Annotated in this window: 19 protein-coding genes and 1 pseudogene; 10 read left to right on the forward strand and 10 right to left on the reverse strand. The window is 39.6% G+C overall.

Translation table 11 applies throughout. The features are described from left to right. The 5 genes from N824_RS34335 to N824_RS34340 all read right to left on the reverse strand — a co-directional run. A partial coding sequence (locus N824_RS34335) for an LLM class flavin-dependent oxidoreductase (RefSeq protein ID WP_048906207.1) occupies window positions 1-603 on the reverse strand: 603 nt, incomplete at its 3' end. Between the two features lie 166 nt (window positions 604-769). Continuing rightward, window positions 770-2,185, reverse strand: coding sequence for an RtcB family protein (locus N824_RS15960; protein WP_084498360.1), 1,416 nt, complete (start codon window positions 2,183-2,185; stop codon window positions 770-772). 7 nt (window positions 2,186-2,192) lie between these two features. After that, complete coding sequence (locus N824_RS15965) at window positions 2,193-3,140, reverse strand: DNA polymerase beta superfamily protein (protein WP_235207148.1); 948 nt, start codon at window positions 3,138-3,140, stop codon at window positions 2,193-2,195. A 98-nt stretch (window positions 3,141-3,238) separates the two neighbouring features. Continuing rightward, window positions 3,239-4,000, reverse strand: a complete 762-nt coding sequence (locus N824_RS15970; protein ID WP_048906156.1) for a nucleotidyltransferase domain-containing protein — start codon at window positions 3,998-4,000, stop codon at window positions 3,239-3,241. Between the two features lie 34 nt (window positions 4,001-4,034). Further along, window positions 4,035-5,129, reverse strand: coding sequence for a slipin family protein (locus tag N824_RS34340; protein ID WP_048906157.1), 1,095 nt, complete (start codon window positions 5,127-5,129; stop codon window positions 4,035-4,037). Between the two features lie 919 nt (window positions 5,130-6,048). Here N824_RS34340 and N824_RS15980 point away from each other — a divergent pair. The 9 genes and pseudogenes from N824_RS15980 to pdeM all read left to right on the forward strand — a co-directional run bounded on the left by N824_RS15980 (window position 6,049) and on the right by pdeM (window position 20,257). Next, window positions 6,049-7,077, forward strand: a complete 1,029-nt coding sequence (locus N824_RS15980; protein WP_048906158.1) for a YafY family protein — start codon at window positions 6,049-6,051, stop codon at window positions 7,075-7,077. A 308-nt stretch (window positions 7,078-7,385) separates the two neighbouring features. Next, window positions 7,386-8,783 (forward strand): TolC family protein, encoded by a 1,398-nt coding sequence (locus N824_RS15985; protein ID WP_152542331.1) that lies wholly within the window; start codon window positions 7,386-7,388, stop codon window positions 8,781-8,783. 277 nt (window positions 8,784-9,060) lie between these two features. Beyond that, window positions 9,061-11,940 (forward strand): annotated as a pseudogene (locus tag N824_RS15990) (efflux RND transporter permease subunit). A gap of 167 nt (window positions 11,941-12,107) precedes the next feature. After that, on the forward strand, window positions 12,108-13,211 hold the full coding sequence (locus tag N824_RS15995; protein ID WP_048906159.1) for an efflux RND transporter periplasmic adaptor subunit: 1,104 nt from the start codon (window positions 12,108-12,110) through the stop codon (window positions 13,209-13,211). 22 nt (window positions 13,212-13,233) lie between these two features. After that, window positions 13,234-14,190 (forward strand): AraC family transcriptional regulator, encoded by a 957-nt coding sequence (locus N824_RS16000; protein ID WP_200869896.1) that lies wholly within the window; start codon window positions 13,234-13,236, stop codon window positions 14,188-14,190. Between the two features lie 209 nt (window positions 14,191-14,399). Then, window positions 14,400-15,518: a ligase-associated DNA damage response exonuclease gene (locus tag N824_RS16005; protein WP_306413902.1), complete on the forward strand. Its 1,119-nt coding sequence runs from the start codon at window positions 14,400-14,402 to the stop codon at window positions 15,516-15,518. Then, a complete protein-coding gene (locus tag N824_RS16010) occupies window positions 15,515-17,107 on the forward strand; it encodes an ATP-dependent DNA ligase (protein ID WP_048906160.1) in 1,593 nt (530 codons plus the stop codon). The genes N824_RS16005 and N824_RS16010 overlap by 4 nt, the downstream gene beginning before the upstream one ends. Further along, the gene (locus N824_RS16015; RefSeq protein WP_048906161.1) at window positions 17,104-19,632 is read left to right on the forward strand and encodes a ligase-associated DNA damage response DEXH box helicase; all 2,529 of its coding nucleotides are present in this window, start codon (window positions 17,104-17,106) and stop codon (window positions 19,630-19,632) included. The genes N824_RS16010 and N824_RS16015 overlap by 4 nt, the downstream gene beginning before the upstream one ends. Further along, entirely contained in the window at window positions 19,622-20,257 is a 636-nt protein-coding gene (gene pdeM, locus N824_RS16020; protein WP_048906162.1) for a ligase-associated DNA damage response endonuclease PdeM, read from the forward strand. Before N824_RS16015 ends, pdeM begins: the two co-directional genes overlap by 11 nt. Here the strand turns inward: pdeM and N824_RS16025 are convergent. The 4 genes from N824_RS16025 to N824_RS16040 all read right to left on the reverse strand — a co-directional run bounded on the left by N824_RS16025 (window position 20,254) and on the right by N824_RS16040 (window position 23,620). Then, a complete protein-coding gene (locus N824_RS16025; protein WP_084498358.1) occupies window positions 20,254-20,862 on the reverse strand; it encodes a hypothetical protein in 609 nt (202 codons plus the stop codon). The two genes, pdeM and N824_RS16025, sit on opposite strands and share 4 nt — an antisense overlap. 78 nt (window positions 20,863-20,940) lie before the next feature. Then, window positions 20,941-22,209, reverse strand: coding sequence for an adenosylmethionine--8-amino-7-oxononanoate transaminase (gene bioA, locus N824_RS16030; RefSeq protein WP_048906163.1), 1,269 nt, complete (start codon window positions 22,207-22,209; stop codon window positions 20,941-20,943). Next, on the reverse strand, window positions 22,206-22,646 hold the full coding sequence (locus N824_RS16035; RefSeq protein WP_048906164.1) for an NUDIX domain-containing protein: 441 nt from the start codon (window positions 22,644-22,646) through the stop codon (window positions 22,206-22,208). Before N824_RS16035 ends, bioA begins: the two co-directional genes overlap by 4 nt. Then, on the reverse strand, window positions 22,643-23,620 hold the full coding sequence (locus tag N824_RS16040) for a cation diffusion facilitator family transporter (protein WP_152542333.1): 978 nt from the start codon (window positions 23,618-23,620) through the stop codon (window positions 22,643-22,645). Before N824_RS16040 ends, N824_RS16035 begins: the two co-directional genes overlap by 4 nt. Before the next feature lie 135 nt (window positions 23,621-23,755). Between N824_RS16040 and N824_RS16045 the strand changes: the two genes are divergently transcribed. Further along, window positions 23,756-24,949, forward strand: a complete 1,194-nt coding sequence (locus N824_RS16045; RefSeq protein WP_200869897.1) for a pyridoxal phosphate-dependent aminotransferase — start codon at window positions 23,756-23,758, stop codon at window positions 24,947-24,949. Window positions 24,950-25,231: 282 nt separating this feature from the next. Here the strand turns inward: N824_RS16045 and N824_RS16050 are convergent, their stop codons facing one another. Next, window positions 25,232-26,473: an ABC transporter permease gene (locus N824_RS16050; protein WP_048906166.1), complete on the reverse strand. Its 1,242-nt coding sequence runs from the start codon at window positions 26,471-26,473 to the stop codon at window positions 25,232-25,234. Window positions 26,474-26,530: the final 57 nt, after the last annotated feature.

Consider the following 26,530-nt stretch of genomic DNA (forward strand, 5'->3'; position numbering starts at 1 on the left):
CATGCCATTCTCGGCAGCCCAAACTGCAGTTGCATTAGAGGCAGCTCCCCACCAGATACGTTCCCGCAGACCCTCGGAATGTGGCTCCAGGCGTAACAGACCCGGCGGGTTCGGGAACATAGGATTGGGATTTGGCTGAGCAAATCCGTCACCCTTTAAGCGATCCAAAAACTCAAGGGCTTTTTTACGGCCCATATCTGCATCGGTTTCTCCCTGTTCAGGTTGATAACCGAAGTAACGCCAGCCTTCGATGACCTGCTCGGGCGAACCCCTACTAATACCAAGTTGCAAGCGACCACCCGAAATCAGATCCGCAGCACCGGCATCTTCTACCATATACAGCGGGTTTTCATAGCGCATATCTATCACGCCCGTCCCGATCTCTATCTTATTGGTTTTTGCCCCAATGGCCGAAAGCAACGGAAATGGTGATGCCAGCTGCCGTGCAAAATGATGCACCCTAAAATAGGCACCGTCTAAACCAATTTTTTCTGCGGCAACAGCAAGGTCTATGGATTGAAGTAATGTGTCGCCGGCGTTACGAGTTTGATACGAGGGATGGTCAGACCAATGTCCGAATGATAAAAATCCTATTTTCTTCATTGATTGGATGATTTAAAACCAAATATAAGGATAGGTCAGTCGCGTGCAGGTCACCACATAGTCATAACGATGAATAAATCTTCCTTCTATAACATGTTTAAAACTATATAAGCCACTGAAGATTCCATGGCTTATATGTAGCAATCCGACTTCTATTAACATTCTATTAATCCTCATGACTACCATCATCGGCCATTCTTACCATTTTAGGCGTGAATTTAGCGAGGACATCAATCAGGTCTTTTTGAGCTTCCATCACCAAGTTAATGTCTTTGTAAGCCATTGGAGCCTCATCTAAGCCTGCACCGATTAAGGTTACGTTATAATCTTTCAATACAGTCCTCATTTCATCTTTAGTGATACTTTTAATGGCCTTTGAACGACTCATTTTTCTACCAGCACCATGTGAAGCTGAGTTAATCGCATCAGAAATACCTTTACCTCTGACCAGGAAGCCCGGGGCTGTCATCGAGCCCGGAATAATTCCCATCACACCTTTGCCCGCTGGTGTAGCACCTTTTCTATGAACAATAACTTCCTCGCCGTTCCAGGTTTCCTTCCAGGCAAAGTTATGGTGGTTTTCAACCTTGGCCAATACTTCGGCACCTACTGCCTTGCTAAGTTTGTTATGGATGATTTCATGACAGGCGGAAGCATAATCCCCAGCGAGATTCATCGCTAACCAATATTCCTGACCAGCTTCCGAATTTAAATCCAGGTAAGCCAGATTAGCAGCTTCAACAGGTAATTTGCAGTTTTCTTTAGCAAGTTTGGTGTAATAGCCGGCTAGTGTTGCACCGAATCCACGTGATCCGGAGTGGGTTAACAGCGCCAGATAGCTACCTTTATCAATATTCAAGACCTCATCTCTTTTTTCAAACTCAATAATCCCCCATTCCGCGAAATGGTTTCCACCTCCGGAGCTTCCCAATTGTGAGTAAGCTTTATCATGGAGGTTCTTGATAAAAGGTGTTAAATTAAATTCATCCCTACTTAAGACTTCATGATCAGATTTGTATCGTCCGTGAAATCCATGTCCTGCACCAAACTTGGTATGGGCAATAAGTTCCCTTTTAAATTTCGCTTCATTTTCATGGAAGTGAGCCGCCGAGATGTCAAATATAGAGAGCGCCATTCGGCAACCGATGTCAACGCCCACACCATATGGAATAATTGCATTACGCGTCGCTAAAACACCACCGATTGGCAAGCCATAACCTTGATGAGCATCGGGCATTAATGCACCTGCAGCAGTTACCGGTAGACGCATCGCAATGTTCATTTGTTTCCTTGCACCTTCCTCAATATGCTCAGCTCCATATAAAGTATAAGGCAGAGCGTCTTCCATTAAAGAGATCCCAGGTTCAATCTTGTTTTCTTCTATAATTTCTGTTGCCAGGGTTTTCATGATTTGATCATTTAGGAAGTCCTCTGGATTGTCTTTTACTGTTTTAAGTAAAGCTTTAACCTCTTTAATTGATAGTTCTGGTAAATGCGCTGCAGTTGCTAAAGCAATACCAAGTATTTTTCCTGGCGTATAACCAGCTTCTAGCAGATCATTTCCGTTTATTTTTGTTGTCATTATTTCTTTAATAAAGTTCATTCCTCATTTCAATAAGGATGTTTTCTAATTTCTGTTGATCAATGGTTTCAGGAAGTATAGTCTGTTCGTAGGCTAAATCTATTCTTTGTATAAGCGCTTCAGACTCAGCAAGCAAGGCACTATATTCGAATTTTCCTGATCGGATAGCTAGTAATTCTTCCCGGTTTGGTCGTTTTACACGCAATTCTCCCGTTTTCAGAAGCTCTTCCGTAACCTGAAGAAGCCTGATCGCATGCATCATGTTTTTTGCATCATAGTCTTTGCCATGCTCTTTGTTGTCCATATGTCGATCTTCGTTTCGCTTATCCACCCAATCCCAATATTCCTTAAATTCTTTGCAGTACATCGAATAGCTTTCTGCATTGAAAGATAAGTAGCCAATTTCCTGCTCTCCCCTTGGCACAGACGATAGCGAGACTTCATTTGCAGCCTCGTTTACGGCTATCCCTTTATAATGAAATTTACTTTCAGCATCATAAAATAGAGCAAAAAATCCCTTTGCATGGGGAATACTCACGAGTCCACATCGCTCCTGTCTATAGTTTCTTTTCTCTAGCCAGAATTTGAGGCCTACCGAAGTATAGCCTTCCAACATATAACAGAAATCTAATACAGAATCTCTTTTTTGAGGCATCGGATTTACGATTTTCTTTTTTAAGCCTTTTGCTTTTCTTACTTGTGTTATTGCATAACCAGCAAAGGTCTCTTTACAGGTTTTTGACAGAAACATATTGATGTTTAGCCTATCCATTAAGGGGTGCTTGTACAGTATGCAGTCTACCGGACTAGCTAGCATTTCGAGGATGTTAGGATTGCTCTTGATCAATAAATCCATAAATCTGCCTAGCTCATAATATACCTCATCATTGCTTTCATTGCTAACTTGAGGAACATAGCTGAGTCCATAAAATTCCGAGCGCGGCAAATAAAACACTCCCTTTAAATCAGTATCTGATTTTGAAGCAGCAAGGCCATAAGCACGACTTCCACTGATACMCNCAANMWRKTAGTAATCCTTTATCCTTTATTTCTTTAATTGTCATAAGCTTTGATCATTTTTAAAAAGAATGTATCTAGTAGAGCGAAATCGAATTTTGCTTTTTCTATCGTTTTAACTGTCTTACTGCAAAGTTCCAACTCCCTCTCGATCCAATTCTTCAAGTCTTCGTCGATTTTTACCGCCAAAGCTTCAACTGCTCTCGTCTTAAATATAACCAGATCCTTAACGATATCTTGCAAGTTTTGGGGCATTAATTCCAGCAAAGGATCTATCGTCATTGGTGCGATCCCTTTTTTCTCGAGGCACCATTTTGCTGCAAGCAGTGGACGTAGCACGTAAAATAATTTCTTTATGCTGATTTCGTTGTTGTTGGCCATGGTGCTCATCGCAGCTTTTCCTATGCCAAGGTAGTGATGAGCATTTATTCGCTGAGAAAAGAAATGTTGACTCAATGCCCATAGTTCGGATCTAAAACCTTCTACCTCCTGATAAACGGTAGGAGATTGAAGCCATTCAAAAGGCGTAGTATTTGATTTTCCAGTCAATTGTAAAACCTTTTTTAGGTCCCAGCCATAGATGTCAAGCTCCTCATTTATTGGAAATCCAAGGTGATCTTGTTTTTCTGCGACAGATAAATAGAAATCCGCCGACCTTACATACATAAACCGCACATCAAAATCACTGTCTGGAGATGGGAATTGCCAGCCCCTACTTCCAGATTCACAGGCATAAAGTATCCTTAGCTGATGTGTTTTTTCTATTTCCTGCAATTGATTAAGTATCTTTTTTTTCATTTTCGTCCTTTTAAAGGTAAGGCTAAGGCCTTACCTATTTTACAAATATTTGCTTCAACTGATCAACGATCTGCCCGCTTCCGGACAAACTGATCGTGTTGATCTTTTCTGCGATCTTTTCTACATATTCCATTTCTTTCAACTTGTAGAGCATCGCATTTTCTTCCATTAACTTTGCCGTGTTTAACAAACTTCTGGTCGACGCAGTTTCCTCTCTGCGTGTGATTAAATTGGCTTGTGCCCTTTTCTCGGCAACTAAAACCTGATTCATTATTTCCTTGATGTCACCTGGTAATACGATGTCTTTTACCCCACAGTCTACCAATTTCACCCCTAAACCTTCAGCTTTATTTGCACAAATGTTCAAGATGCTTTCAGAGATCCTTTCTTTATTTTCCATGAGTTCATCAAAAGTCATTTTTCCAACGATTTCCCTTAAACCCAATTGAATGCTCACATACAATTGCTTGTCAAACTCTTTATTTTCCAACAAAGCTTTCATCAACTCAGTAACCTTGTATTGCATGCTGAAATTGATACGCATCTGTGCTTTATCTTTGGTCAGGATTTCCTGTCCGATGATTTCCATGTTCAATTGACGCATATCTGTCTTTAAAACCTGGATTACTGTTCTGTTCTTCCAGAATATGTAATTACCTGGTTCCATCACTTTTTCAAAATTCCCATCAACCATCAGCAAGCCTTTCTCATAATTTTCTACTTTGAAAACTCTGATATAACCTGCCAACTGGGGCTTTTCTATCGTATTTTTATCGATGTCTGCTGCAATTTCGTAATTGTCCAAATTGACGGTAACAAACGAATAGTTGTTCAAACCTTTCCAGAATGCATATTTTCCTGCAGTCAATACCTGTTTGAAATTCTTATTTTGATAAACCAGTACCAATTCATTGTCTGCCACCTCTACGGTAGTTACCAATGCTTCAAAATCTTTGTTCAATAACAGAATATTTAGTTCTGTTGTGGCAATGAATGTTTTTGCCATATCGTAAGTGATTACCGATTCTCCAAAACCCAACCAATGGTTTCCGGCAGTCAATACACGTTTAAATTCATTTCTTCTGTAAACCAACCCCACAAAATTGGTATTAATCATTACTCTTTTCATATTTTTTATTTTTTTGGGTTGCTATAATTATTCCTGACTCATGGAAGGAGAGATATCCGCTTTATTGATCTGCTCCTTCCTGCGTTGCTGTTATTTTTTTTTAATTAGCACGTTCAAAAGACATTCATCTGTTTTATACGGAGGTACAAATGATACTCGGTTTCTTTTTAAAGCAGTTATTCTATTCTTTAAAGATTTCGTTGAACGTGCTGAGCACGTTGAGAGCATCTTGATCTTTTTAAGAAACGATAGCTGCAGCAAAATCTGCCTTTCTATATTGTACCTGCAAAGCATAAATCAAACTGCTTTACGGTATGGAGCGTTATTTCCATAAAGCGGAATGTCTTTCCTGGTGCTTTTTACAATGGAACATTTGAAAAGTGTTCTACTTTGGACCTAAATCCGGTGCATTACCATTTTGCTACTCCATACTCTGGAGGCAGGATTCGAACCTGCAATTGATTTGTTACTCTACCCCTGAGTTATCCTGTCTGACCAGGATCAGGATTCGAACCTGCGACACACAAATTGGACAATCATCCATTTTAAACATCAGAATATTGCTGCTGAACAGCACAATACTATGGAGCCATTAGAGACTCGCAACTGTGGATGTTTATCCTTTCGATTACCATTCCCTTCCGGGAATATCTTAAAGTACTTTCGTACGTTTACTTTTTCAAAGAACCTGTCTTATTGTTGACATTACAAAGATGCATCAGGCACTGCGCAGCAGATTTGCGTAATAAAAAATAAATCTTTAATTATTCATATATCACTGTAAATCAGTGCAATTAATTTATACTTTTCTTATTTTTACGGCTTTTCTATTTCAATTGCGCAATTCTATTGCGTAGTAAATTTCATTTCATATCTTTATCTAATACCGATTTTGATTTATTAATCCCTTAAATGCGTTATGTCAGTAAATAAACTTGCCTTAATTCGATATAAAACCATTGATGAATGCCTTAAAAACAGGTTTAGAAAATGGACGCTGGATGATATCATTGAAAAAGTAGCTTCCAGACTATACGACTACGAAGGGATTACCTCTGGGGTAAGCAAGCGTACTATTCAAGCTGACATTCAATTGATGCGTAGTGACAAGTTGGGATACAACGCTCCCATCGTGGTTTCAGATAGGAAATTCTACAGTTATAGCGCTTTAGATTATAGCATTACGAAGGTTCCAATCAATGATGGTGACGTAGATAAAATGAAAGAAATTGTTGGTGTGCTTAAGCAGTTTAATGGCTTTAATTACTTTGATGAGATGAGCGACATGATTGCCAAGCTGGAAAACAACCTTTACAAATCCACCAATCCCAGTAAAAACTACATTCAGTTTGAAAGTAATAAGCAGCTGCGTGGATTAGAATATATCAACCCGCTTTATCAGGCTATTCTTCAGCAAAAATCATTACTGATTGTTTACCGGTCTTTTAAAGCATTACAAGCCAGTCAGACTATTTATTTCCCCTACCTTTTAAAAGAATACAGAAATAGGTGGTTTATTATTGTCAAGGCAAAAAAGGGAACGCAATTGTTGACGCTCGCTCTTGATCGGATCATCGAATTTCAGGAACTTCCAAATGAACCCTATGTTGAATATAAAGGTGTAGATTTTGATCGTTATTTTGAAGACCTGCTTGGGGTAACCAAATCTCAAAAGGATCGGCCGCACAAGGTCATCTTAAAAATAAATAAACAAAATGCGCCCTATATACTAACTAAGCCATTGCATCATAGCCAGCAAGTCTTGAAAGAGGATCCTGACGGTCTGATCTTTAGAATTGATGTTGTATTAAACTTTGAGCTGGAAAGGGAAATTCTTGGCTTTGGTGAATGCATGAAAGTACTGGCACCTCGAAACCTGGCTTCCAGAATTAAAAAAAGACTTATTCAGTCCGCCAGACAATACGAAACAGATGACTCAGAAGAATGATTTGAAGAAAAAAATGCTCCATGTGTTCTTATAGTTTTTCACAACATGAGACCACACCTTGTAATTTAAAAGCTCAAACAAGAGATCTATCCTGCAAGATGACTAGGAAAGACGAGAGCCCCTTAACAGCGAGTCGCTCTTAAGAATCATACCTCAAACTTTGCATTAAATCCAACCAGATGCTCAATGTAATGGTAAAGTCATTAATTGAAAAAAAGGGCAATTATTTGAATTTCATAATAAATCGTTTGACGCGCATACTTTGAGCTCAGGGTAGAAAAATAAATTTGTCGTGTAATAAATACACTATGACTAAAGTCCTACCTTACTTTCTGTTTTTCTTAAGTTTTATAATTATTGGCTCCCAAACATCATCAGCGCAAACACTAAAATTGAAAGATGCTGTAAATACCGCTTTAACCAATTATGGGACTATTAAAGCTAAACAGCATTATGTTAATGCCTCACAAGCTTCCGTCCAGCAAGCTAAAACTGATTTCCTTCCAAACCTAAGCTTATCGGCCCAACAAGACTATGGCACCATTAACGGACAAAATGGTCCATCTTATGGCCTGGGCGGTCTAGGCGTGGCGTCAAGCGGACCGGCATTTGAAAAACAAAACTGGAATGCGGCCTTCGGAGGCTTGTACCTTGCCAATATAAATTGGGATTTTTTCACCTTTGGCAGGATCAAAGAAAGGGTTAAAGTAGCCAATACGATCTTGCAAAGAGACCAGAACGACCTGGCGCAGGAAAAGTTTCAGCAGCAAATCAAAGTCTCCGCAGCCTACCTGAATCTACTTGCTGCTCAACGATTGGCTAAATCCCAGGAGAAAAATCTCGAAAGAGCAGTCACCTTTAAAAATACAGCAGTGATCAGGGCACACAACGGGCTAATTGCCGGTGTAGATTCTTCACTTGCTAAGGCGGAAGTTTCCAGTGCAAAAATCTCTCTCACTAAGGCAAGAGACCTGGAACAGGAACAGGCCAATCGTTTAGGTGTACTGATGGGTGTAACCTCAACAGAAATGGAACTGGATACGGCCTCTATTTCAAGGATTCCTCAACAGATGTATGCAGATAGTTTGTTGAATGAAAAAAATCATCCGCTGATGCGATTCTATAAAAACAGGGTGGATGTGAGCAATGAGCAGGTAAACCTTTTCCGAAAATCCTACTTTCCTACCTTTTCTCTTTTTGGCGTAATGCAGGGAAGAGGAACCGGATTTAGCGCTACATATGCTCAAAACCAAACAGCCTTTACAGGAAGTTATTTTGATGGAGTAAACCCAACTAGAGGAAACTATCTTTTGGGTGTTGGTGTAGTTTGGAATTTAACAAGCATACTGCGTACCAGCCCTCAGGTAAGGGCACAACAGTTCCAAAGTAAAGGACTACAAGACGAATATGAACTTGTCGGCCAGCAATTACAAGCTCAATTATCATTAGCTAATGCCAAACTCAAAAATGCCATCGACAACTATAACGAAGCACCGATACAGGTTAAAGCTGCATCAGACGCCTATCTTCAGAAAAGCACTTTATATAAAAATGGATTAACTACAATAGTAGACCTTACCCAGGCATTGTATACCCTTAACCGCGCAGAAACTGACAGAGATATTGCCTACAACAATGTGTGGCAGGCATTATTGCTAAAATCTGCTGCACTTGGAGATTTTAACCTTTTCATCAACGAATTTTAATTAACGATATTCATGAATTTAATCCGCTTTGCGCTTAGAAAACCTATCTCAATATTAGTATTGGTTGCCGGGCTGTTCTTTTTTGGCATTAGTGCAGTAAACACCATTAAGGTAGATATTTTACCTAAAATGAACCTGCCGGTGATCTATATTGCCCACCCTTTTGGCGGTTACACCCCAACCCAGAWGSAMGMWYAYWKKKGYWRGCAATANCSTSMANATYCKNTTGTYTGCCAATGGTATTAAAACCATTGAAACCAAAAATATTCAGGGTCTGATGTTAATGAAGCTCACTTATTACGAAGGAACCAATATGGCACAGGCAGCTTCCGAGCTCAGTGCCCTATCCAATCGTGCCCAGGCTATTTTTCCTCCGGGATCTCAGCCTCCCTTCATTATCCGTTTTGATGCTTCATCCCTTCCAATAGGTCAGCTTGTGCTAAGCAGTCCCATTAGAACAAACAACGAATTGCAGGATATTGCCAACACCTATGTTCGTGCTTCATTTACTTCTATCCCAGGCTTGTTAGCACCTGCGCCTTTTGGTGGGAGTCCAAGAACAATTGAAATAAATGTGGATCCGGTATTAATGCGTTCACATAATTTAACCGTAGATCAGGTAGTTGAAGCCATTAAAGTAAATAACCAAACGGCGCCTCCCGGGAATGTTCGTATAGGAGACAAGAATTATCTGACCCCAACCAATTATACCATCAAAAATGTTAAAGATTTTGAGAACATTCCATTATTTAAGGGAGGTGTACAAAATCTTTACCTGCGGGATGTTGCTGTAGTGAAGGATGGAGCAGATGCTACAGCGGGCTACGCCTTAATTAATGGCAAACGATCGGTATACTTAAGCATCGCCAAATCAGGCGACGCCTCTACATGGGATGTGGTTAGCAACTTAAAAAAGAATTTGCCCCAGATTCAGAACACGCTGCCTGAGGATGTAAAACTGTCTTATGAATTTGACCAATCGGTATATGTAATCAATGCGGTAAAAAGTCTGATCAGTGAAGGTGCAATCGGTGCAATTCTTACCGGATTAATGGTATTACTATTTTTAGGCGACAGAAGAGCGGCCCTGATTGTAATTCTAACCATACCAACTTCGATCATTGCGGGTGTTTTGTTTCTGAAGTTGTTCGATCAAACCATCAATATCATGTCCTTAAGTGGTTTAGCGTTAGCTATTGGTATTCTGGTCGACGAATCAACAGTAACGATAGAAAATATACACCAGCATTTTGATATGGGTAAACCCAAGGCTCTGGCCATTTGGGATGCCTGTAAGGAAATCGCCTTTCCAAAATTACTGATCCTGTTGTGTATCCTTGCTGTATTTGCACCGGCTTTCACTATGACTGGCATTCCCGGAGCACTGTTCCTACCACTGGCACTTGCAATTGGCTTCTCTATGATTGTTTCCTTCTTTTTATCACAAACCTTTGTACCCATTATGGCCAATTGGTTAATGGTGGCACACCCTAAAAAAACACCGAAGCATAGTAAAAAGATTACAGATGATGAGGCTATTTTTAACGAAACCGGGCTAGGACTGGAATCAGAAAAAGATACGCTAAATCAAAAGAAAATCCTTGTAGAGCGCGAAGATTTTAGCAAAGATGGCAAGATTTCCCTCTTTGAAAGATTTAGGAATCGTTTTATGCGTTTTTTGGATCGACTTATGGGTTATCGTAAACCTGTAGTGCTGGTTTATTTGCTGGTAGTTATTGTGGCGGCAGCCTTGTTGCTCACAAATATTGGAAGAGATGTTTTACCTAAAGTAAACTCCAGCCAGTTTCAGTTAAGAATGAAAGCTCCCGAAGGAACCAGACTGGAACGTACTGAAGCAAAAGTACAGGTGATCCTTAAGGAAATTAAAAGGATGGTTGGAGAAGACCATTTATCCATTAGTTCAGTATACGTAGGGCAGCATCCATCTTTATTCTCGGTAAACCCAATCTATTTATTCATGGCAGGGCCACATGAAGCCGTTTTTCAGGTGGGACTGAAAGATTATCATGCAGATATGGAAGAATTTAAAGACGAATTAAGGAAGAACGTAAAAAGACTTGAACCCGATATCAGTTTATCTTTTGAGCCAATAGAATTAACAGATAAGGTGTTAAGTCAGGGTTCTCCCACTCCTGTTGAAGTGCGCATAGCAGGTAAGAATAAAAAGATAAATGAAACTTACGCAAGAAAGGTACTCGCTGAACTGAAAGAGATTCCTTATTTGCGTGACGTGCAAATTGCACAGTCTATCAAATACCCTGCATTAAATGTAAATATTGACAGGATTAAAGCTGCTCAATTAGGTGTAGACATGAGCGATGTGTCCAGATCGTTGATAGCCTCAACCTCTTCCTCCCGTTATACAGATAAAAATGTCTGGGTAGATGAGAAAATTGGTTTAACCTATAACGTTCAGGTACAGGTTCCTTTTAACCAGATGAACACTAAAGAAAATATTGGAGAAATCCCCTTGCTTAGAAACAGCATCAGACCCATACTAAGCGATGTAGCTACCATTACTACAGATACCACTTATGGCGAAAATGACAACGTTGGTGCTATGCCCTACCTTTCCGTTACCGCAAACCTAAACAAAATGGATCTGGGCTCCGCAAGTAAAGATGTAAATAAGGCGATTAAAGATTTGGGTGAACTGCCAAGGGGTTTGATTGTAAAACCCGTTGGTATGATCAATGTGCTTGCAGAGACCTTAAGCAGTTTACAATCCGGACTTCTTGTAGCCATTGTGGTTATATTCCTGATGTTATCGGCGAATTTCCAGTCTTTTAAAGTACCACTGGTAATTTTAACTGCAGTACCTGCTGTTATACTCGGAGCTTTGCTGTTGTTGAGTATAACCGGTTCTACTTTAAATCTTCAATCTTACATGGGCATTATTATGTCTGTAGGGGTTTCGATCGCTAATGCTGTACTTCTGATAACAAACGCGGAGCATTTACGTAAACACAGCGGAAATGCAGTAAGCGCGGCAAAAGAAGCAGCAGCGCTGAGGATCAGACCCATCATTATGACCAGTGTGGCTATGGTTGCCGGGATGCTACCGATGGCCATTGGCCATGGCRAKKSMKSYKRCCAGGKYTMKYSKSTWKRSARAKMRGTWWKTKKWSRYWNNTGAWMRCMNMAMCTRTTKCKRWWCNNAYAATWTNNCCNCTGGYAWWTGNCAWKRRWRCMRRKCWMKKMAWYYMCANNCAMTSTAWMTCAMTKSNNCCGRWRRAWRRAKMNNGTARMCATTAYAWYWWWGSNTTGWMAKAATAACATAAAGGCATTTAAACTAACTCACAAATGAAAACAAACCTATTTCTAAACACAATAGCCCTGGCAGGAGGAATTGCCATATTGGCTATAATGAACGGATGTACGGCCAAAGCAGAAAAAGAAGCAGACAAAAAAGAAAAGGCAGTTACTATTGCTACCTTTAAACTTAAAAAAGATAAGCTAGCCACCACACTGCAGCTACCGGGAGAACTAAGTGCTTACCAGCAAGTTGACCTGTACGCAAAAATAAGCAGCTTTATTAAAACATTAAAGGTAGATATCGGCTCGCAGGTGAGTAAAGGTCAATTGCTAATGACCCTGGAAGCACCGGAAACCAATTCTCAGCTGGCTGCCGCACAATCGAGACTCAAATCTCAGGAAGCTTTATACACTGCAAGCAAAGCGAATTACGAGCGATTGTATGAAACCAGTAAAACCCCCGGCACCATTTCAAAAAATGACCTGGATCAGGCCGTAGCGCGCAGAAATTCAGATCAGGCACAATTTGAAGCAGCTAAAGCTGCCTACAAAGAAGTGGCCGCGATTAGAGATTATCTGGAAATCCGCGCGCCATTCAGTGGCATTATTACTGCCAGAAATGTGAATTTAGGTGCTTATGTGGGTCCATCTGGCAAGGGATCAGAATTTCCATTACTTACTCTGCAGGAACAGAAAAATCTTCGTTTAGCCATTTCTATTCCTGAAGTATATACAGGATATTTAAAGGAGGGGAATCAAATTAGCTTCACAGTAAAGTCAATGCCAGATCAGGTTTTTACCGCCAAAGTAAAACGATTATCCGGTGCTTTAGACCTACGTCTTCGTTCAGAAAAAATAGAAATGGATGTTCCAAACACTTCAAAAAGATTATTACCTGGCATGGTAGCTGAAGTTCANMTTMYACTTCCTGCCAATGCAAGCACATTCGTAGTCCCTAAAAAAACATTGCTGGAAACAGCTGAAGGTATCTTTGTGCTAAAAAACAACAACAATAAGATAGAAAAGATCGAAGTAAAAAAAGGCCGGGAAGCAGATGATAGAATAGAAATTTTCGGAGATCTTAAAGCAGACGATGAACTGGTAACAAATCCTTCTGAAGAAATGCAGTCTGGACAAGTCATACAACCATAATTTTACACGGAGGTTATAGCCAATGCTGAATAAAAATGAAGAACTTTATGTTGTGAATAAAATTGAAAGCCTTCAGGATTTTTATGAACGTCTAAAGATTCGTAATCCCGATGTTACGATCCCCAGTGTTGAAACTGTTACTAATGTCGGGCACTTTGGCGTGTTCAAAAGATCTACGCATTGTTCGGCCCAGCCCTCTCCATATAATCGTAGGGATTATTATAAGATTTCGCTGATCCTGGGATCTGGAATACTCCATTATCCAAATCAGCGAATTATTGTGAAAGAACGAGGCTTGCTTTTTACCAACCCTAATATTCCGTATGCCTGGGAAGCAACCTCAGAAACCCAGGCTGGATTTTTCTGTCTGTTTACCGAGAACTTTATACATAACAGAAACGAAAGTCTCAGAGAGTCATTGTTATGGCAGCTTCAAGGTTGCCCTATCATTTCCATTAACCAGCATCAGGAAGAGATTTTCATGGAGCTATTTGCCAAGATGATGACTGAAATGGAAAGTATGTATGTTCATAAATATGACATGATCCGCAATTACATTCAATTAATTGTTCACGAGGCATTAAAGGTTCAACCACCAGATACTTACGTTAGGGAAAACAATGCAGCCGTCAGATTAACATCTATGTTTATAGAATTGCTTGAAAGGCAATTTCCGATAGGCTCCACTGATCATATACTTGAATTAAGAACACCACATGATTTCGCTGAGCGACTCTCTGTGCATGTAAATCACCTCAATCATGCTGTAAAAGAGGTAACGGGCCGGACTACTTCGGAGCATATTTTGAAAAGAATTGCCACCGAAGCCGTTGCGCTGCTAAGTCATACCGAATGGAATGTTGGCCAAATTGCATACTGCCTTGGTTTTGAATATCCTGCAAATTTCAATATATTCTTTAAAAGACAAATGCAATGCACACCCCGTTTTTTTAGGCGGGAACGAATTCCATCGTTCTAAAAGATCAATATCATGCCCATCGCTTGTAAAGGCAGAACCGTCGACGCATTCCCTGAGTTCGTCTATTATTCCCTTGCTGTATCCTTTGGTTTTGTACTTTAGGATACATTTTATTGCATGAAACCAGCTATTACATTTATAAAAGAATAGATACTAAACAGCATTAAAGATCCCCCGTATACATAGGTATATGGGTCTATTTTGATGTGATGCCTGGCCTGGATGGGCCGGGTAATCACTTTGATTCCAGTGTGCTCGTTGGTCATTATCAACAGGCACTTAAAATGCTCCAAAACTTTACCTATCTTGATTTTGTTTATTACCAGATGGCATTAATCAAATTTACAAGCAAGGGTATTTATTGTGCACAAGGTGATTTTTACATTGACCCATGGAAACCCGTTAACTACGCGGTAACCACTCATGGGCATTCAGATCACGTAAAATCGGGCAATAAAGCCTATTTATGTCATGACCTCACTAAATCAATTCTTAATCACAGATTAGGCCCAGATCTAAACATACAAACCTTACCCTACCATAAACAGATTACCATTAATGGCGTTAAGTTAAGTCTTTTCCCTGCAGGCCATGTTATAGGATCTGCACAGATAAGACTGGAATATAAAGGCGAGGTCTGTGTAATATCCGGCGACTATAAAGTAGAATACGATGGAATAAGCACTCCATTTGAACCGGTAAAGTGCCATACTTTTGTTTCTGAAAGTACTTTCGGATTGCCTATCTATAAATGGCAGCCGCAACAAGAGGTATTTGGACAAATAAAAGATTGGGTATCTAACAATCGGGATAAGAACAAAACCTCAGTACTCACTGCTTACAGCTTAGGTAAAGCCCAAAGACTTATAAAAGGTCTGGATGGTTATGGTGACATATATGTTCATAGCTCTATTGCAAATTTAAACGAAGGGTTTATGCATGCCGGTATAAATTTGCCCGAAACCATCAGGATCACTCCTGAAATGAAAAAAGAAGAACTGCAAAAAGGAATTGTTATTGTGCCTCCTGCACTTTCTGATGGTAAATGGATTAAAACTTTAACAAATCCAGCTACCGCAGTATGTTCCGGCTGGATGCAAGTTAGGGCCGGCAGAAGATGGCAAAGCGCTGATGCAGGTTTCGCATTAAGCGATCATGCCGATTGGCCCGGACTATTATCGGCCATAGAAGCTACCGAGGCAGAAAAGGTTTTTATAACACATGGCTTTACAGCTACCTTCTCTAAATACTTAAATGAAATAGGCATTGAATCTGAAGAAGTAAAAACTCAATACGGGAATGAGGAAGAAGAGGAGGAAAAATCGTGAAACGCTTTGCAGAACTTATACAACAACTTGAAACAAGCAATAAGACAAACGATAAAATTGCCGCCCTTGTAGATTATTTCAATGAAGCTGATGATTTGGATAAACCTTACGTAATAGCCATGTTTACAGGCAAGCGTCCAAAACGCCCTGTAAGTACTGCTTTAATTAAGCTGTGGGCAATAGAGCTAAGTGAAATCCCTGAATGGTTATTTACAGAAAGTTATCACAATGTGGGCGACTTAAGTGAAACCATAGCGCTTATACTGCCTCCTCCTGCTCAGGCTTCCGATCGTAAGTTACATGAGTGGATAAAGGACCTGGCTTTATTAAACCGGCAAGACGACATCCGTAAAAAAAACTTTATTGTTAACGCCTGGAATAGTTTAGAAACCAGGGAACGCTTTATATTTAATAAGCTCATATCAGGAAATTTCAGAATAGGTGTTTCCAACAAGATGCTTGTAAATGCACTGGCAAAACAAAGTACAACCGAAAGCAGCAAAATCATGCACAGCATTATGGGCAAATGGGAACCTTCAGATATCACCTATAATGACCTTATTGCAGGTGTTCATGTAAATACCGACAATTCCTGGCCATATCCTTTTTGCCTGGCTTATGCTCTTGAATCTGAACCAGCAAGCTTGGGTGAGCCAAAAGAATGGCAAGCTGAATGGAAATGGGATGGCATTCGTGGACAAATCATTAAGCGTAATGGAGAATTGTTCATTTGGTCGCGCGGCGAAGAACTAGTAACAGATCAATTTCCTGAGCTCCATTTCCTGGCAAACGAGTTACCAGATGGCACCGTACTGGATGGAGAAATACTATCCATAAAGGACGGCAAGGTTCAGGCTTTTAGCATACTGCAACAAAGATTAAATAGAAAAACCATCAATAAAGCACAGCTTAATGATGCTCCAATAGGTTTTTACACCTACGACCTTCTTGAGCATAAAGGAAGGGATTTAAGAGAAGATCCATTAGCTACCCGTAGAAAACTACTTGAGCAAACGATTCAGCAACTCCAAACGCAAGATATTGTTGCACTCTCCCCAATAGTTATTTTTAGCGACTGGATATCACTAGCAAAACTTAAAGAAGGTGCAAGAGAACTGAACAGTGAGGGTATTATGCTCAAAAAAATAGATTCATTGTACCATTCAGGCAGAAAGCGCGGAGATTGGTGGAAATGGAAGATAAACCCTTATACTGTTGACACAGTAATGATTTATGCACAAAAAGGAAGCGGTCGCAGGGCTAACTTCTATACGGATTATACTTTTGCTGTTCGTGATGGAGATCAGTTAATCACTATAGCAAAGGCTTATTCCGGTTTAACGGATGCTGAAATTAAGGAGGTAGATCGTTTTGTAAAGAAAAATGCTGTAGAGAAATTTGGCCCCGTACGCACGGTAAAGCCTGAACTGGTATTCGAAATAGCTTTTGAAGGAATAGCCGAAAGTAAAAGACACAAAGCCGGGCTGGCATTAAGGTTTCCACGAATTGCCAGGTGGAGAAAAGATAAAAAGGCCGATGAGATCAATACGCTTGATGACCTTAGGCAATTATTACAATCTACCTTATGAAACTGGAAAATAGCAAGGGATACAAGCAGGTAATAAGTTGGCTAAAACTTAGTAAAAAAAGACCTTTTAAGTTTCAAACTGATGCATGGCAATATTATGCCGAAGGCTATAGTGGTCTGGTGAACGCTCCTACCGGATTTGGTAAAACCTATTCTATATTTTTAGCTGTGGTAATTGATGAGCTGAATAAAAGAGCTGAGCTGAAAACCACAGCACTTAAAAGTAAAACTAAGACCGGATTAAAATTGATTTGGATAACACCACTTCGGTCCCTTGCTAAGGATTTGGCACGTGCCATGCGCGAGGTTTGTGATGAACTCAAACTGGATTGGATGATAGGCGTAAGAAATGGAGATACTCCCCAAAGTGAAAAGTTAAAACAGAAAAAACAAATGCCAGAGGTGCTCATCATCACACCTGAAAGTATGCACTTGCTGCTTGCCCAAAAAAGCACTTTTAATTACTTTGATCAATTACAATGTATAGTTGCTGATGAATGGCATGAACTGCTGGGTAGCAAACGTGGTGTGATGGCGGAATTGGCGATTTCAAGAATAAAAGGGTTGCTTACAGCGCAGCACCCCGAAAGACTCCTAAGGATATGGGGAATCTCGGCAACTATTGGCAATATGGAGCAGGCGATGGACGTACTTGTTCCTTACACCGATTTGCTCAAAACCATAATAAAATCCGACATTAAGAAGAAGATCGTTATCAAATCAATATTGCCGGACCATATAGATATGCTGCCCTGGGCTGGTCATTTAGGTCATAAATTGGCTAATAAACTCATCCCTATCATTAATAAAAGTAAAACCACCTTAATATTTACCAATACCCGAGGGCAGGCCGAACTCTGGTACCAGACCTTGCTTGCCCAGGACGAAAACCTTGCCGGCTTACTTGCTATCCATCATGGCTCCATAGATTATGAATTGAGGAACTGGATTGAAGACGCATTACATTCAGGAGTGCTTAAGGCTGTTGTATGCACGTCGTCTTTGGATTTAGGTGTGGATTTTAAACCTGTTGATACTGTAGTTCAGATTGGCTCTCCAAAAGGTGTTGCCAGGTTCTTACAGCGTGCCGGGCGCAGTGGCCACTCTCCAAATGAAACCTCTAAGATTTATTTTCTGCCTACTCATGCATTAGAACTTGTAGAGGCTGCGGCAATAAAAGAAGCGGCAAAAACACAAGATATCGAAAGCAGGGAGCCTATTGTAATGTCATTTGATACGTTGATCCAATACCTGGTTACCTTGGCCGTTGGCGATGGGTTTGATGATGAAAAGATTTTTTTCGAGATTAAGCAAACTCATGCATTCAGGGAACTCCTACCTCAGGAATGGAGCTGGATTATGCAATTCATTACTACAGGTGGAGATAGCTTAACAGCTTATAATGAATTTAGTAAAGTAACAAAAAGTACCGATGGACTTTGGAAAGTGGAAAGCCGACAAATTGCCATGCGCCACCGGTTACACATTGGAACGATAGTTAGTGATGCCATGCTTAAAGTAAAATACCTGACAGGTGGCTATATTGGTATGATTGAAGAATCATTCATATCACGGATGAAACCAGGAAGTAGCTTTACCCTTGCCGGCAGAGTACTTGAATTTATAATGGTCAAGGAGATGATGGTATTGGTTAGGAAAAGTAAACTTAAACAAGCCATCAGTCCAAGTTGGATGGGTGGCCGTATGTCGTTAACCGCAAACCTTGGAAGTATACTGAGGAAGAAATACAATGAGACACTCGATAAACAGCATGGAGATGAAGAGCTCGATTTTATACTGCCACTATTTGAACGTCAGGCCAAGGTTTCTCATGTTCCTAAAAGTGACGAGTTTTTAATTGAACTGATCAATACCAAAGATGGATATCATTTCTTTGCCTATCCTTTTGAAGGCAGACAGGTACATGAGATCATGGCGGCATTAATAGCCTTTAGACTTGGTCGCGTACAACCTATAAGCTTCTCTATTGCTATGAACGACTATGGATTTGAGTTGCTCAGTGAACAGCCCATTCCTCTGGAGGAAAATACGATAAAAGAGCTATTTAGCCCCGTTAACCTGACCGACGATATTGTAGCCAGTATTAATGCAACAGAAATGGCCCGACGTAAGTTCAGAGACATTGCCTGCATTTCGGGACTTGTTTTTCAGGGATACCCAGGGAAATATGTTGCTAACAAGCACTTACAGTCATCCTCTTCCCTATTTTTTAATGTTTTTAGCGATTATGATAAACATAACTTATTATTGCGTCAGTCATATGACGAAGCATTTTATCAGCAGATTGAAGAACCCCGATTAGCCGCAGCCCTGCATCGCATACAAACCAGCAAGGTTATCGTTATAAAGGCTGACAGCTATACCCCACTGTGTTTCCCGATCAAAGTAGATAGTTTAAGGGATAACATGAGTAGCGAGGAATTGAGTCAGCGGATTGAAAGAATGACTTCAGAATCGGAAAAAAGAGTACCAGTAAAAAGAAAAAAGCAAAAAAATGACCATTGATTGTAAAGGTGAGCAGCTCATATTAAGTAATGAAAGAGCAATATGCTGGCCAGCTAGAAAAATGCTTATCATTAGTGACCTGCATATCGGAAAGTCTGCTTATTTCAGAAAATCAGGCATACAGGTGCCTGATGCAATAAACCATACAGATCTGCAAAGATTAAGCACTCTGATGTCGGAATTTAGTCCTGAAACTCTGCTGGTTACCGGAGATATGTTCCACAATAACATTAACAGCGATGCCAATGCTTTTATGCACTGGCGAAATAGCTATGCCAACCTTAAAGTTATATTGATAAAAGGAAATCACGACAATTTAAAGAATGAAGATTATGAGGCTTTAGGCATAGAAGTACATCAAAAGGAATTGTTGCTGGCACCTTTTAGATTTATACATGATAAACCTGGTGAAGTTGATGATTATTATAGCATCTCGGGCCACATACACCCCGGTGTAATTATTTATGGAAAGGCTAAGCAGCAATTGAAGTTCCCTTGCTTTTACTTTGGAAAACATTACGCCATATTACCCGCTTTTAGTGTTTTTACCGGGCAAAAAATATTAGATGCAGAGCAGGGCGATTGCTTTTATGCCATCACACCTGCTAAGGTTGTAAGGGTTTAAGCAATTTGTTTATTCAAATTTTGCATCCAGGAATTAAACATATCCTGCTCAATCTTTATTACCAGTTCAGCATGTTTTTCCCAATCCGCATCAAAGCTTCTAAGTTGGTTTAACATTTCTTCCAAGTGTCCTTCTTCTTCAAGAATGATCGATTTAACGGTTACTTTGCTGCTTGCAGCAGTTAAAACATCCTGATAAACAGGGTATAGCTCATCTGCACGTACTTCAATTGCATAGGTGACAAAAAGATAAGCTGCAAACTTTAGTTCATATCCGCTTAAATTAAAATGCTGTTTCAAATAACGGCATACAGCCACATCCAAAGCGTTTAAATAAAATTTGGTATCGTTAGGAGCCAATAGCTCATCACTAGTATAAGTTTTGCATAGATCTCCATCAAGTTTGTCGAGCTGCTTCTTTAGATAATAAGCATGACGGTGTTCCTCTGCTGCATGTTTAAGAATTATAAGGTTCACCTTTTCTTTATGCTCCGATGCAGAGATTTTCTTTGCACCTGCATTTTCCATATACGACAAGGTATTTAACCATTTGGCATGTAAAACATTATCGCTTACTATGTTCTCTAAAATCGGTTTAATGTTCATTACTGTTTTTATTATAATATTGCTTTATTATTCATCCTTGTAAATTCGTCATGCTATACACACCTGGTCATCCTGAATTTATATATCGTTTAGTGCTTCATTAATAGTTTGGTAAATATAATCAAGGTCTTCGTTACTGATTATATAAGGTGCTAAAATATAAATGATATTCCCCAGCGGCCTGAGTATAATCCCCTTATCCAGAAAGTAGTTATAAAGTTGATTTCTCAATCCGTTTAAATAAGAGGTATCGGTACCAGTTTCCCACTCCATTACCAATATTGTTCCTGCCTGCCTTACATCTTTAAGCTTCGGATGACCTTTTATCTGTGAAGCAAAAGCTTCATGTTTTGCCACTACTCTATGAATGTTTGCAAGTGTCTCCGGCTTTAGCAAAATATCCAGACTAGCCAATGAGGCTGCGCAAGTTACCGGATTAGCCGTAAATGAATGTCCATGGTATAAAGTTTTAAGTTTATCATCACTTAAAAAGGCATCAAATATTTTTTGGTTACATGTAGTAATCCCCATTGGCATAGTGCCACCTGTAAGCCCCTTAGACAAACAAAAAATATCAGGACTAGTATTTAGTGCCTCGCAAGAGAAATACTTACCAGTGCGCCCAAAACCAGTCATCACTTCATCTGCTATTGTCAGTATTCCGTGTTTCTGACAAGTTTCAAGTAACTGATCTAGATACTGAGGTTCATACATCAACATTCCGCCTGCACCTAAAACCATCGGTTCAAATATAAAGCAGGCAACCTCATTAGAAAGATAATTGATCTTAGATTTAAGCTGCTCAATATTCCGCTCATTGGGAAGATCAATAAATTCAACATCAAACAAAAGAGAAGCAAAGGGATCAGTAAAAATACTCCGCCCACTCACCGACATGGCACCAAAAGTATCGCCATGATAAGCCTCCCTAAATGCAATAATTTTAGTCCGGGGCTGCTTGGTAGTATTAACCCAATACTGTAAGCACATTTTAATGGCTACCTCTACTGCTGTAGATCCATTATCACTATAAAATACCTTTTCCTGTCTGCCAGGTAATAATGGAAGCAAACGTTCTGCCAGCTGTACAGCCGGTTCATGGGTAAATCCTGCAAATATTACGTGTTCCAAAGTCTTTAATTGCTCAGCAACTTTAGCCGCAATATGAGGATGAGCATGCCCATGAATGGTTACCCACCAGCTGGAAACAGCATCAATATATTTCTTGCCATCTTCATCAAATAAGTAAACACCCTCTCCTCTTACAATTGGAACATGAGGTGCGGCATTTTTCATTTGTGTGTAAGGATGCCATATTACTTTTTTATCCCTTTCGGCTAAACTCATTGGTTTCTTTCTTTAATTAATAGTTCTATTACAGTTTTGTCGGTTTTAAAAGTCACGTCGTCAGTTTTAAGGTCATTTAAGCTAACCCATCTAAACGACTGTAAGGTATTTTCATCAAAATCAAATACATCAGTCTTAAAATTCAACGCTAAGGGATGTAACGCTTTTACGGTATAATAAATACTTAAAATCTGACTATCGTTAAAAGAAGACTGCTCATAGAAGTCGGTAGTATAAAGATGATTGAGCACTTCAATTTCAGCATTGCATTCTTCCATAAACTCACGTTTAAGGGCATCTATCAGACCTTCGCCCAATTCTAATCCGCCACCGGGGAATTTACTGAATGTCCGGCCCCCAGATTGTTCGTCGCTAATCAGTACCTGGTTTTCAGCATTAATTAGTAAGCCGTATACTCTTACATTAAAATAACTCATTGATCGAAGTGTTTTTGATTTTTAGTTGCATTCTCGATTGTCCATTTAATTTCACTTCTAAAGGCTTCTTGCCTTACCGGACAATCATTCATTTTACAATAGTTGCAGCAAGCAGGTAGGCAAGGATCTGCATGAATAAACAGTTCCGTTTTCCGATGTGCATTGCCATTTATAAGTTCATCAATACTAGATATTTCCTGATGAACACGATTGAGATCGAAGTAATAAGGAAGCGTGAAGTGGCAATCTATGTGCAGATCGGCGCCATACTGTTGCGCCCGCAGGTTGTGTACATCTATCCAGGGTTCCTTACGGTTTTTCTGCAAAATTTCAATAATGTCTTTTACAAGATCAATATTACTTTCGTCCATCAATCCACCTATAGATCTTCGCGTAAGCTTATATCCGTTGTAAATGATGTATAATCCTAATAAAATCGAGATCACACTATCCAGCCAATAGATCTTCGTAAGCTGTATTAAAATTACACCAACCACCAGTCCTGCACTGGTTATGGCATCGGTAAGCAAGTGTTTCCCATCAGCCTCCAACGTAATTGAATTGTGTTTTTTTCCGGTATTTATCAGATAAAAACCTATAATTAAGTTTACAATTCCGGTCGCCCCAATAATAATAGCTCCTTCAAAAAGCTGATAAATTGGCTTAGGATAGATTAAATCATAGGTAGATTTAAAGATAATGATCAATCCGGCAATGGTTATAAGAGTGCCTTCCAGAAAAGCTGAGAAAAACTCCACTTTACCATGACCATAAGGATGATTTTTATCTTTAGGGATGGTGGCCAGATAGATGCTATAAAATGCAAAGCTGCTGGCTAGTACATTCACAATACTCTCTAAAGCATCAGTTAAAATTGCATTGGACTGAGTGATGAAATAGGCAACAAATTTTGCCAGCATAAGCACTATCCCGACGCATAAAGAAAGAAGTATCGCCTTTTTTTTAGGTTGCACTTTATAGAGATTAGCCACCAAAAATACAGTTTCACTATCGAATTACATTAAAAAGTATTTTTTTTAGTTTATAATTCAGTGAGGTTCATATATTTGTCACTGCACAAAATTAAATTTGCCCACGCACAAATTATTATGACATTTTTATCCAAAAGAATCAATAACCTATCTGAGTCACAGACAATTAAAATGGCTAAGTTAGGCAGAGAGCTATCCGCAAAAGGAATAGACGTTATTAACCTAAGCTTTGGTGAGCCAGACTTCTTTACACCTGAGTTTGTTAAGGAGGCTGCAAAGACCGCTGTAGATGAGAATTACTCTTACTATACTCCGGTTTCTGGTTACCCTGAACTACGTAAGGCAGTTGCAGAAAAGTTATTGAGAGAAAATGGATTAACCTATGGTTTCGATCAGATTGTAGTTTCCACAGGAGCTAAACAATCACTTGCAAACGCAGTAATGTGTTTAGTTGATCCAGGAGACGAGGTTATCGTTCCAACTCCATACTGGGTATCTTATTCAGAAATGATTAAACTTGGTGAAGGTGAAACGGTATTCATCAACGCAACAGTTGAAAACAACTTTAAAATTACGGGAGCACAATTAGAAGCAGCAATTACTCCTAAAACCAAATTATTCATGTTCTCTTCGCCCTGCAATCCAACCGGATCTGTTTACAGCAAAGAAGAATTAGCTGATTTAGTAGCTGTTTTTGAAAAACACCCGAACATCTATATCATCTCTGATGAGATTTATGAACACATCAACTTTGTTGGTAAACATGCTTCGATTGCAGAATTTGATTCAATTAAAGACAGGGTAATCCTGATCAATGGTTTCTCTAAATCTTACGCTATGACTGGCTGGAGAGTTGGTTACATGGCAGCGAATAAAGAAATTGCAAATGCTTGCGATAAACTACAAGGTCAAATCACCTCAGGAACATCTTCTATCGCTCAGCGCGCAGCTTTAGCCGCTTATCAGGGAGGTTTAGATACTGTAAACCAAATGGTCGCTGAATTTAAAAAACGTAGAGACATCGTTCATGCCCTATTAACAGAAATCCCGGGTGTTAAGGTAAATCTTCCGGACGGGGCTTTTTATTTCTTCCCTGAAATAAAATCTTACTTTGGTAAAACCGATGGTACTCAAACCATCAACAGCGCAGAAGACCTAAGCTTATTTTTATTAAACGAAGCTCACGTATCTACTGTTACAGGCGAAGCATTCGGAAACAGTGATTGTATCAGAATTTCTTACGCTGCTGCTGAAGATAAACTTAGAGATGCAGTTTCAAGGATAAAAGCTGCTTTAGCTAAATTGAGGTAAGTTTAGTATTTAGATATTAGTACTTAGACATTGAGCTCAAAACATAACGATAGAGCTCAAAACATAACAAAGGGCCTGTTCCAAATGAAACAGGCCTTTTTATTTCTTTATGTTTCTCCCCATTACTCCATGCATGTTGGACTAGCGACTTTACGCTGAGGTGCCATATTTAGAAACTGAGTGTTATGGGAAAAGACATAGAAAATTTTGTCCTTTTTCAGGGCAAAAGATTCCAGCCTTTGAGTATTAATGCTCAGTTCTTAAGCAAAGAGCTAAGCCATATTACGAGCGAATCGCTTCAACAGGATCCAACCTAGATGCTGCATAAGCCGGCCAAAATCCCGAAATTGTACCAATAATAACAGACACACCTATCCCAAGCATAATATTTTTCATGAATAAGATCATCTCAAAACCGACAGCACTGGCAGCTAACGTTGCCAGATAAACAAGAAGCAAGCCTAACAGCCCTCCCAGCAAGCACAATGCTATCGCTTCAAATAGAAACTGAAGCATGATAAAATAATTTTTAGCACCCAGCGATTTTTGGATACCTATAATATTGGTACGTTCTTTTACCGAAACAAACATAATATTGGCAATACCAAACCCCCCAACTAGAATAGAAAAGCCACCTATTACCCAACCGGCTATATCAACCATTCCGAACATGGTATCTAACTGATTAGATGCAATAGTACTCTTATTTAAAGAGAAATCATCCTCAACACCTGGCCTTAACCTTCTGATGGAACGCATGGTTCCTTGTATTTCACTTTCAATCTCGTCAAGTGCAATGTGTTCAAAGCCCCTTACCGTAATTGATGGGTCATACCTGTCACTTTCAATATCCATAATACCTTTAGCAAAATTTAAAGGCATTATAATATTCTTATCCTGCGACATACCCAGAATATCTTCTCCTTCTTTCTTAAAAACACCAACTACATTTAATTTACGGCCCATCACTATTATAGATTTGCCAATTGCAGGTTCTCCATTAAATAAGCCTTCGGCCACAAGAGCACCAATAAGAACAACAGGAGAACCCGCCCTTCCTTCATTCTCAGTAAAATATCTTCCTTCTTGAAAATCCAGGGTCCATGTTTTATTAAAATCCTGAGAAGCAGCTCTTACCCCCACACCTTCTACCGAATTACTTCTATATTTAATAGTTCTCTCATTTGCCCAGATTTCGTAAGACAACCCTTCTGCATGTTCCAGACGATCTCTCAGCAACTCATAATCTCTTAGTGACGGCACTGGCCTGTTCATGTATTTCCACCACGGGTAATCTCCGAAACCACCCCATGGCCATTTCTGAACAAATATTGTTTTAGAGCCTAGTTTATCTATACTTGCCTGCAGTTTACTTCTAAAAGTATCAGCAGCGGAAAACACGAATATGATTGCAAAAATACCAATGGTGATCCCTAATAAGGAAAGCATGGTGCGAAGCTTATTTTGGCGGAGAGCATCAAATGCAAATCGAAAACTTTCGCCTATTAGTTTGAGAATGATCATAATTAATGTTTAGACCAAAACTAACCAAAAAGGTTACAGAAAAACATTATATAATAT

This window comes from Pedobacter sp. V48 (assembly GCF_000523515.1).
Classification (GTDB): Bacteria; Bacteroidota; Bacteroidia; order Sphingobacteriales; family Sphingobacteriaceae; genus Pedobacter.